Genomic DNA, 8,302 nt, shown 5'->3' on the forward strand with positions numbered 1-8,302 from the left:
TCCGACCGCATCCGTCAACGGGGTCGCTTATGCTTCAGCTCGTCTTCAGCGGCGTGGCGATCGGATGCATCTATGCATTGATCGCGCTTGGTTTCGTCTTGATCTTCAATGCTGTCGGCGCGGTCAATTTCGCTCAGGGCGACCTTCTGGTGGTCGGCTCCTATTTCGGAATACTCGGCGTGGTCGGCTTGGGGTGGCCGCTCTGGGCAACAGCCATCCTGGTGCTCGCTGGCTCAGGCCTGGTCGGATTTCTGTTCCAGGCTTTCGCGTACTATCCGTTGCGCGACAAACCCACGATCAACGTCGTCATCAGCTGCCTCGGCGCCGGGATATTCCTGCGTAACGGTGTGCAGGCGCTGGCCGGGCCTGAGCCCTACACGATGGCGCCATTCTTGGAGACGCGCCTGGTGACGATCTTCGGCGTCAACATTCCGTCCCAGAGCCTCGCCGTAATTGCGATCACGGCGATGATCCTGGCCTTCCAGTCCTGGTTCTTCGCCTTCACAACCCTTGGCCGGATGTTGCGTGCGACAGCGAACGACAAGTATGCGGCGCGGCTGTGCGGCGTGCCAGTGCGCAAGATGATTGCGTTGACCTTCGTGGTCAGCACGGCCCTTGCGGGGCTCGCCGGCTTCATGCTGGTGCCGATCTTTCTTGCCTCACCAAATATGGGGTCCGGATTGATCGTGAAGGCGTGGATCGGCGTCATCGTCGGCGGCTTCGGCAGCCTGCCGGGCGCTGTTCTTGGCGGAATTCTGGTCGGGCTGATCGAGACCTTCGCCGCCAAGCTGATCTCATCTGCCTACAAAGATGTCATAACTATGATTTTGCTCATGGTCGTCTTGTGCGTGCGCCCACAAGGCCTGTTCAAGAGCCCGGTATCGGAAAAAGTCTGATGACAAAGCGCTGGAAAGCCGTTCTATTGATTGTGCTGGGCATGTCGCTGTTGCTTGCGCTACCGTTCGCTGTCAAATCAGCCTATCACCTGCGACTACTCAATTTCGTCGGCATCAACATCATTTTGGTTCTAGGGCTCAATTTTATCCTGGGCTATGCCGGTCTGTTGTCCTTTGCGCAGGTTGGGTTCTTCCTCGTCGGAGCCTATACAGGGGCGATACTGGCCGTTGATTTTGGCTTTTCATTCTGGCTGGCCTTACCCATATCGGCCGCCGTGTCCGGGGTGTTCGCCTGGATCATCGGCATTCCCACGCTGCGCCTGCGCGGCCACTACTTTGCCTTCGCCACCTTCGCCTTCGCCGAGATCGTGCGCTTGGTTGCGCTGAACTGGCAAGAATTCACCCATGGCGCGGTCGGCATTACCGGCATTCCCTCCCCGTCGATCGGTTCCTTCGAAATCAGCTCTGATCGATCGTTCTATTACTTCATTCTCGCCACGGTCGTCCTCGGGGCGGCCGTCGCGTTCCGCCTCGAGCGCTCGTCGTTCGGGCGCGCGCTGTTTGCCATCAAAGAAGGCGAGCTGGCGGCGGAATCCATGGGGATCGAGACGGCAAAGGTTAAGATGACAGCCTTCATCCTTAGTGCGATCTACGCGGGCGTCGCCGGCGCGCTCTATGGTCCGCTCAATTCGGTCATAAGCCCCGATGTTTTCTCCTTCGACGTCAGCGTGGTGGTCTTGGTGTCGCTTCTTCTGGGGGGAGCGGGGACCATCGTCGGAGCGATCGTCGGCTCCGTTCTGGTGACGCTCCTGCCCGAATGGCTGCGCGTGCTGCAGGACTACTACATGGTGGTCTATGGTGCGGGCATCGTTCTGCTGATGATCTTCCTGCCAACGGGCCTGCTGGGCGCGGCGCGGGCGCTCGCGGTCCGGTGGACGACCAAGCCGGCGGATGCTGCCACATGAACAGCGGACCGATCCTGAGCGTCCAGGGGCTTACCTGCCGGTTCGGCGGCCTGGTCGCCGTCAACAATGTCGACATGGCTATTCAGGAGGGCGAAATCCGCGCCCTGATCGGCCCCAATGGTGCCGGCAAATCGACCACGCTCAATCTCATCACCGGCATCTACCGCCCCGACAGCGGCAGTGTCAGCATGGCCGGCCAGTCGCTGGTCGGGCTGCGGCCGTCAAAGATCGCCCGGGCCGGCGTGGCGCGCACGTTTCAGACCATCCGTCTGTGGAAGCAGATGACCCTGCTTGAGAACGTGATGGTCGGCCACCAGTGCCGGACCGAGGCTGGCCTGTTCGATATTCTGCTGCGCACCCGGACCGCCCGGAGCGACGAGGCGCGGACGCGGGCCGAGGCGCACAAGGCGCTTCAGCTCGTCGGGCTGGGGGAACGTGCCGGCTGGACCGCAAGCTCGCTGTCATACGGTCAGCAGCGGCGCCTCGAGATCGCGCGCGCTCTGGCGACGCTTCCCAAAGTCCTGCTGCTGGACGAGCCGGCTGCGGGCATGAACCCGCAGGAGGTCAATGACCTGGTTCAGCAAATCCTGGCCATCCGGAACTCCGGCGTGACCGTGGTCCTGATCGAGCACAACATGCCTCTGGTGATGCGGATCGCCGACGAGATCACCGTTCTCTCCTTCGGCAAGAAGATCGCCGAGGGCAGGCCGTTCGAAATCCGCGAAAACCCTGAAGTGATTTCCGCCTATCTGGGCAGGCCCGATGACGACGCTGCGGCTTGAGGCCATTGAGGTCCGCTACGGACAGATCACTGCGCTCACCGGCGTCTCCCTGGAGGTCAAGGCCGGCGAGATCGTCACGCTGATCGGTGCCAACGGCGCTGGCAAGACGACAACGCTCAATTCCATTTCCGGCTTTCTTAGGCCGGCGAGCGGCGCCATCTGGCTCGGCGACCAGCGGATCGACGGCATGGACCCCGAGCGGATCGTCGATCTCGGCATTGTCCAGGTTCCGGAAGGTCGGCGGGTGTTTGCAGGGCTGACCGTCGAGGACAATCTTAAAGTCGGTGCAACCCGCTGGTACCGCTGGAGAAGCTCTCTCTCGGCGGATCTTGCTCGGGTGTACGAGATGTTCCCGCGGTTGCGTGAGCGCCGTAAGCAGCTGGCCTGGTCGCTCTCGGGCGGCGAGCAGCAGATGCTGGCGCTGGGGCGCGCTCTGATGGGCCGGCCCAGCGTACTCTTGCTCGACGAGCCCTCGCTCGGACTTGCGCCGAACATCACGCAGGAACTCATGCGCACCATCGTGTCGCTCAATCGCGCGGGAATAACCATCCTCCTGGTCGAGCAGGATGCCCATGCGGCATTGAAGATCGCCAGCCGAGGCTATGCGCTTGAGCTGGGCTCGGTGGCGCTGTCTGGCGCATGCAAGGACTTGCGTGAGGATCCGCGCATCCGCCAGATCTATCTCGGAGCGTGAGACGGTGTCAGCGGACCTCGAACACCGCTTCAACCTCGACGGCCGCTGCACCGGGCAAAGCGGCAACACCCACGGTCGTGCGGGCATGGCGGCCCGCTTCGCCGAAAGTGGCGACCATCAGGTCGGACGCGCCGTTGAGAACGGTCGGTCCCTGCTCGAAACCAGGATCGGAATTCACGAACCCGCCGAGGCGGATCACGCGGGCGATCGCATCGAGCTCGCCGAGGGCCAACCTGGCCACCATCAAAAGGTTGATCGCGCACTGCCGCGCGGCAAGCACACCGCGTTCCAGCGTGACGTCGGCTCCGAGCTTCCCTTTGGCGATCAGGCTGCCGTCCGGCGTGTAGCAAACCTGGCCGCTCACGAACAGCAGCTTGCCGCTGAGGACGTAGGGTACGTAGTTCGCGACAGGCGCGGGGGGCCTAAACAGCGTCACATCCATGCGCGCGAGAGTCGCCTCGATCTTGCCTGTCATGGTTCGTCGGTCTCCTGCCTGCGGACGCTCTGCACTTCAGAAAGGGCTTTATCTGAAATGTTATAATTTGTATAACAAATCAACCTGGCCCCTGCCAATCATGAGGTTGCCCTGTGACCATGGCCATCGACCCATCCGTTCGCATCGAGCATCGCATCGCCGCGCTCAGCGCGCCGGCGGCGCACTACGCCGACGCCGTGAGCTATGGCGGCCTTTACTACATCTCGGGCGTGCTTCCGGTGGACAACGGTGGAGCGCTGTTCGGCGGCGACGACATCACCGCGCAGGCTGAGCAGGTCTTTCGCAACATCGGCACCACGCTCGACCAGGTCGGATGCAGCTTTGCCAATGTTCTGAAAATGACCGTTTTTGTGACCTCGATCGGCGACCGGGCGAAGATCGATGCAGTGAGGCGGGCGGTGTTTGGCGCGACCAAACCGGCGTCCACGTTGGTCGAAATCGCGGCCCTCGCCGTACCGGGTGCGAAGATCGAAATCGAAGTGACTGCGGCTCTGCCCGACTGGGGAACAATGATGATGGCGATTGGGCGAGAGCAATATGTCGAGGTGACGACGGCGCGCATCAAGACCGAAATCCTCGACATCTGCACGACATGCGGGAAATGCGCCACGGCCTGCCCGATGACTGCGCCGGCCGGGCTCGACGCCGCCGATCCCAAGGCGCTTGTCGCCGGCGTCCTGGCGATGCTGGGCGGCGAGGAGGGGGCGCCGGACTCCGCGCGCTGGGTGGAGGCGTGCTCAAGCAGCGGCGTTTGCGTCCCGGCTTGCGACTACGGCGTCGATCCAATGTTCATGATGGAAATGGGCCGGGCTGCGATGCTGCGCCAGCGCGGCGCCAAGCAGGTTCAGTCCGATGCCACGCGTGCGTTTCAGGGCATGGCCAAGAGCGTGCGCTACATGTCGCGGCTTTTCCTCAAGCCCGAGGTCTTTGAACGGCTCGACCCGCGGGCTGGCCGGCCGAGCGAGGGAGAGCCGTCCGAGGTGATTTTCTATACGGGGTGCAACGTCTTGCGCACGCCGCACATCGCGCTGATCTGTCTCGACATCCTTGATCTGCTGGAGATCCGCTATGAAGTCATGGGGGGCCCATCGCATTGCTGCGGGTCTTACCAGATGCTCAAGGGCGACGTCGGCGCGGCGACCGGCATGGCGATGAATACCATCGCCAAGATGGTGAGTGCAGCGGCGCCGGAAGTGATCTCGTGGTGTCCGTCCTGCAAGCTTCAGTTTTCCAGCACGCATCTTCCCACCTATGCGGCCGTGCACGGCGAGATGCCGTTCGATTTCACGGCGTTCTATATTTATCTCGAGGCGCGCATCGAGGCGCTCGCGCCGTTCATGAAGAATCCGGTCAACCGGCGCGTGGCGCTCGACGAGCGCGCGTTCGACCCGCAGGTCAACGCCGCGGTCCGCCGTATTCTCGGGCTGATCCCCGGGCTCGAACTCGTCGAACTTGAGGTTGAGCACGTTGGCATGATGCGCAACATGATCCCGCTTGAGGGCGTCAAGAAACTCACGCGCGATGCGGCTTTTGAGGCGGCGACCCAGGCGGGCGTCGAGACGCTGGCGACGGTTTATCACGCCTGCCACCGCGAGATCGTCAGCTATTCGGCGACGGTCTCGTTCGAGATCGTCAATGCGATCGAATTGATCGCCGATAGCCTGGGAATCGCATATCACGACAGCTTCAAGGAGTTTCAGATGGTCCAGGACCTCGACCAATACATTGATGAGCGTGCAGAGCAGATCGCGCACCACCGTCTGTCCATCGACGAAGCGCGCACGGTGGCTCGCAATGAGTTCACGGCGCATCGGCCGGCCTGATTGCAGACGGCCGGGCGCCCCGCTGAGGCAGGACATGGAGCGGACGCCGCCGAAGCAAAGCCTACGCTTGCGCAAGCGTGGTAGATCGGAACGTGCCGTCCGGGTCGGGCGGCCTTGGCGTCAACGAGTATTATAAATGGTCAAGCTCAATCTTGCTGTTGGCAAAACTCCGGATCTGAAAGCGCCGGAAACACCGATGTTCTACAAGGTGTCGTTGGCCGACAAGCTGGCGCAATCGCTGGTGGCGGAAATTTCTCGCGGCAGCCTGAAGCGCGGCGCGCAACTGCCCACGGAGACCGAGCTGTGCGAGATTCACGGGGTCAGCCGCATCACGGTCAGGCGCGCGCTCGACGCCCTGCAGAGAAACGGGCTGATCGAGCGGATCGCGGGGAAGGGGACGTTCGTCACCGGCCGCAGCAAGATCGCCGAATGGCAGCTTGAGTCGATCGAGGATCTCATCAAGTTCATCGCCGACACCCGCACAGATGTGCCGAAGATCCTGCGCTGGGAGCTGGTCAGGCCGATTGCGAAGGCTCGGGCGTTTCTCGGCCTGTCGTCCCACGAGAAGTCCTATCTTATGCTTGCGGTGCGCTATATCGGCAAGAACCCGGTGTACATCGTCGAAGCCTATCTCCCGCGCGCGATCGGGGATCTGATCAAGCTTCAGGACTTGAGCAAGACCACCCCTGTCGAGCTCTACGAGACCCGTCTGGATATGCCGCCCCAACGCGTTGTCGAGGAGATCACCGTGACGGATGCGAATGCGATCTGCGCAGGTCCGCTCGGAATCCAGATCGGTGCCCCCGTCGTTCTGCATACGCTTGAATTCCACGGCCCCGATGGGCCGCTGCAGTACGTTCGGGAGTGGTGGCATCCTAAATATTTCAAACGTCGCTACGAGCTCAATCGCAGATAAGGATCGAGTTGGGTACCGAGCGCGGCCCCGCACCCTGGGCTAGCCGGTTGAACTGGGTCGAGCAGGAAAGAAGGGCCACGGAAAGCTGTGTCTGAAAGGTATGCGTCGTCGTGGTCCCATCTCTCGCGCGCTGGCGTGATTGGTTCGGCGTTATGAGGTGTTCGGGGGCGTGGGGCGCCGTCGGGATTGGTCGGAGGCGACTGTAGACCTAGGGGGCAAGATGGTGGGCAGAGCAGCCCGGCGCACCTATTTACAAGGCATCAACCGGACCAAACGCGCACCACGTATCCTAAAATACGCTTTCCCGTCCTTGCCGCCTGCTGAGAGAGCCGTCGCGTAGGCGTTGTCAGCAAGAGTAGCCCCGAAAGGCTATCCTTATCACGATGATTGTTCTTGAGAGAAACTGGAGCGGGCGAAGGGATTCGAACCCTCGACCCCAACCTTGGCAAGGTTGGACTTTCCGTTTCCTGCCGTTGGACAGCTTTGCCTGCGGTTATAAAAGCCTTTTGTTTTCAACGCAAATCGGTGTACGGCATTTCCTGCGGTTGCCTGTTGGTTCCTGTTTGGTGGGTACCGGGTGGGTACCGGAATTGTGGCAGGGGGTGCTGATGCCGACAATGAAGCTCACGAAGCGCGCTACCGATGCGATCGTGCCTGGGGATCAGCTCGTCTATTTTTTCGACACCGACCTTCCCGGCTTCTTCCTTCGCGTTCGACCGACTGGCGCGAAAACGTGGGGCTTGCAATACCGAGCCGGCTCCGGCCGTGGCGCTGTCAAGAAGCGCATAATCATCGCGGCCTTCGGAAAGGTCACGCCGGATGAGGCTCGCGCTGCGGCGAAGCGGCTCCTAGCCGATGTCACCCATGGAGACGATCCGGCTGCGCAAAAGGCCGCTAAGGCCAAGGAGATGACCGTAGCGGGCCTTATTGACCTCTATGAGGAGGAGGGGTGTTTCGTCCAGTGGGGTGTTCGGCAGGGCGAGCCAATGAAGGAGCGGACGAAGGCTACACGCTCGCTCGGCTTCGTCACCACGTGGTTCCGCTGCTGGGCAAAAAGCGTGTCTCCGAGGTCGGTGCTGGCGATATCGAGCGATTCGTGCGCGACGTAGGCGGCGGCAAGACCGCGAAGGATGAGAAGGCCGGCCCCCGTGTTCGCATAATCGTGCGGGGCGGGGATGGCGCCGCGCGCAAGGTAGTTCGCGATCTTTCGGCCGTGTTTTCCTTCGCCGTGCGCAGGGGGATCGTACCGGTCAACCCTTGTGACACCGCCGCCGTGCGCAAGACTGACAATCGGCGTGAGCGGTATCTGACCCTCGACGAGGTGGCGCGGCTGGGCAAGGCCTTCGACGCTTTGGAGGGCGAGGGGGTCAATCCGAAGGCCCTTGCCATCGCACGGCTGTGGGCTCTCACAGGTTGTCGCCGCGATGAGATTGCTGCGCTTCGGTGGGATGAGGTTGACCTTGCTCGCGGACTGCTTGTCCTTGCCGACACAAAGACCGGCAAGAGCATCCGGCCCCTTGGTGGGGCGGCTCGCGCGCTGCTGGACACGATCAGCGTGGAAGAAGGTTCATACTTCGTGTTCCCGGCGGAGCGAGGGGAGGGCTGACGTTGCCCCCAACTTCTATCCAGCGGTGAGTTCGCTCTGGCGGTGGGGTTTGGCCTGTTCGGCGGTGTGAGCGGCGGGGTCTGGCGCGGAGCTTCTGGCTAGGCGCAGCGGCAGATCCCGTCGC

General features: G+C 62.2%; 9 protein-coding genes and 1 tRNA gene. 8 read left to right on the forward strand and 2 right to left on the reverse strand.

Annotated features, from left to right (window positions below; all coding sequences use genetic code 11):
- The first annotated feature begins 29 nt into the window (after positions 1-29).
- Genes ABLE93_RS18515 through ABLE93_RS18530 form a run of 4 tightly spaced genes read left to right on the forward strand, consistent with a single transcriptional unit; the run spans position 30 to position 3,337 of the window.
- Positions 30-896 (forward strand): branched-chain amino acid ABC transporter permease, encoded by an 867-nt coding sequence (locus ABLE93_RS18515; RefSeq protein WP_348841336.1) that lies wholly within the window; start codon positions 30-32, stop codon positions 894-896.
- On the forward strand, positions 896-1,861 hold the full coding sequence (locus tag ABLE93_RS18520) for a branched-chain amino acid ABC transporter permease (protein WP_348841337.1): 966 nt from the start codon (positions 896-898) through the stop codon (positions 1,859-1,861). Before ABLE93_RS18515 ends, ABLE93_RS18520 begins: the two co-directional genes overlap by 1 nt.
- Positions 1,858-2,643: an ABC transporter ATP-binding protein gene (locus tag ABLE93_RS18525; protein WP_348841338.1), complete on the forward strand. Its 786-nt coding sequence runs from the start codon at positions 1,858-1,860 to the stop codon at positions 2,641-2,643. The genes ABLE93_RS18520 and ABLE93_RS18525 overlap by 4 nt, the downstream gene beginning before the upstream one ends.
- Positions 2,624-3,337 carry an ABC transporter ATP-binding protein gene (locus ABLE93_RS18530; RefSeq protein ID WP_348841339.1) on the forward strand — a complete coding sequence of 238 codons (714 nt, stop codon included), beginning with the start codon at positions 2,624-2,626 and terminating at the stop codon, positions 3,335-3,337. The genes ABLE93_RS18525 and ABLE93_RS18530 overlap by 20 nt, the downstream gene beginning before the upstream one ends.
- A gap of 7 nt (positions 3,338-3,344) precedes the next feature.
- Here ABLE93_RS18530 and ABLE93_RS18535 read toward each other — a convergent pair whose 3' ends face one another.
- The gene (locus ABLE93_RS18535) at positions 3,345-3,812 is read right to left on the reverse strand and encodes a RidA family protein (RefSeq protein WP_348841340.1); all 468 of its coding nucleotides are present in this window, start codon (positions 3,810-3,812) and stop codon (positions 3,345-3,347) included.
- Between the two features lie 119 nt (positions 3,813-3,931).
- Between ABLE93_RS18535 and ABLE93_RS18540 the strand changes: the two genes are divergently transcribed.
- Both ABLE93_RS18540 and ABLE93_RS18545 read left to right on the forward strand, forming a co-directional pair.
- A complete protein-coding gene (locus tag ABLE93_RS18540) occupies positions 3,932-5,656 on the forward strand; it encodes a Rid family hydrolase (protein ID WP_348841348.1) in 1,725 nt (574 codons plus the stop codon).
- Between the two features lie 136 nt (positions 5,657-5,792).
- Entirely contained in the window at positions 5,793-6,572 is a 780-nt protein-coding gene (locus ABLE93_RS18545) for a GntR family transcriptional regulator (RefSeq protein ID WP_348841341.1), read from the forward strand.
- 404 nt (positions 6,573-6,976) lie between these two features.
- Here the strand turns inward: ABLE93_RS18545 and ABLE93_RS18550 are convergent.
- Positions 6,977-7,063: transfer RNA gene (locus tag ABLE93_RS18550), tRNA-Gly, on the reverse strand.
- Positions 7,064-7,189: 126 nt separating this feature from the next.
- Between ABLE93_RS18550 and ABLE93_RS18555 the strand changes: the two genes are divergently transcribed.
- Both ABLE93_RS18555 and ABLE93_RS18560 read left to right on the forward strand, forming a co-directional pair.
- Positions 7,190-7,681 carry an Arm DNA-binding domain-containing protein gene (locus tag ABLE93_RS18555; protein WP_348841342.1) on the forward strand — a complete coding sequence of 164 codons (492 nt, stop codon included), beginning with the start codon at positions 7,190-7,192 and terminating at the stop codon, positions 7,679-7,681.
- On the forward strand, positions 7,669-8,178 hold the full coding sequence (locus tag ABLE93_RS18560) for a tyrosine-type recombinase/integrase (protein ID WP_348841343.1): 510 nt from the start codon (positions 7,669-7,671) through the stop codon (positions 8,176-8,178). The genes ABLE93_RS18555 and ABLE93_RS18560 overlap by 13 nt, the downstream gene beginning before the upstream one ends.
- Positions 8,179-8,302 lie beyond the last annotated feature (124 nt).

It is taken from the genome of Xanthobacter pollutisoli (genome assembly GCF_040044995.1).
GTDB lineage: Bacteria > Pseudomonadota > Alphaproteobacteria > Rhizobiales > Xanthobacteraceae > Xanthobacter.

Coding starts and splice junctions, on each gene's coding strand:
- ABLE93_RS18520 (WP_348841337.1), top strand. CDS start 896: ATGACAAAGCGCTGGAAAGCCGTTCTATTGATTGTGCTGGGCATGTCG.
- ABLE93_RS18515 (WP_348841336.1), top strand. CDS start 30: ATGCTTCAGCTCGTCTTCAGCGGCGTGGCGATCGGATGCATCTATGCA.
- ABLE93_RS18530 (WP_348841339.1), top strand. CDS start 2,624: ATGACGACGCTGCGGCTTGAGGCCATTGAGGTCCGCTACGGACAGATC.
- ABLE93_RS18555 (WP_348841342.1), top strand. CDS start 7,190: ATGAAGCTCACGAAGCGCGCTACCGATGCGATCGTGCCTGGGGATCAG.
- ABLE93_RS18540 (WP_348841348.1), top strand. CDS start 3,932: ATGGCCATCGACCCATCCGTTCGCATCGAGCATCGCATCGCCGCGCTC.
- ABLE93_RS18535 (WP_348841340.1), bottom strand. CDS start 3,812: ATGACAGGCAAGATCGAGGCGACTCTCGCGCGCATGGATGTGACGCTG.
- ABLE93_RS18545 (WP_348841341.1), top strand. CDS start 5,793: ATGGTCAAGCTCAATCTTGCTGTTGGCAAAACTCCGGATCTGAAAGCG.
- ABLE93_RS18525 (WP_348841338.1), top strand. CDS start 1,858: ATGAACAGCGGACCGATCCTGAGCGTCCAGGGGCTTACCTGCCGGTTC.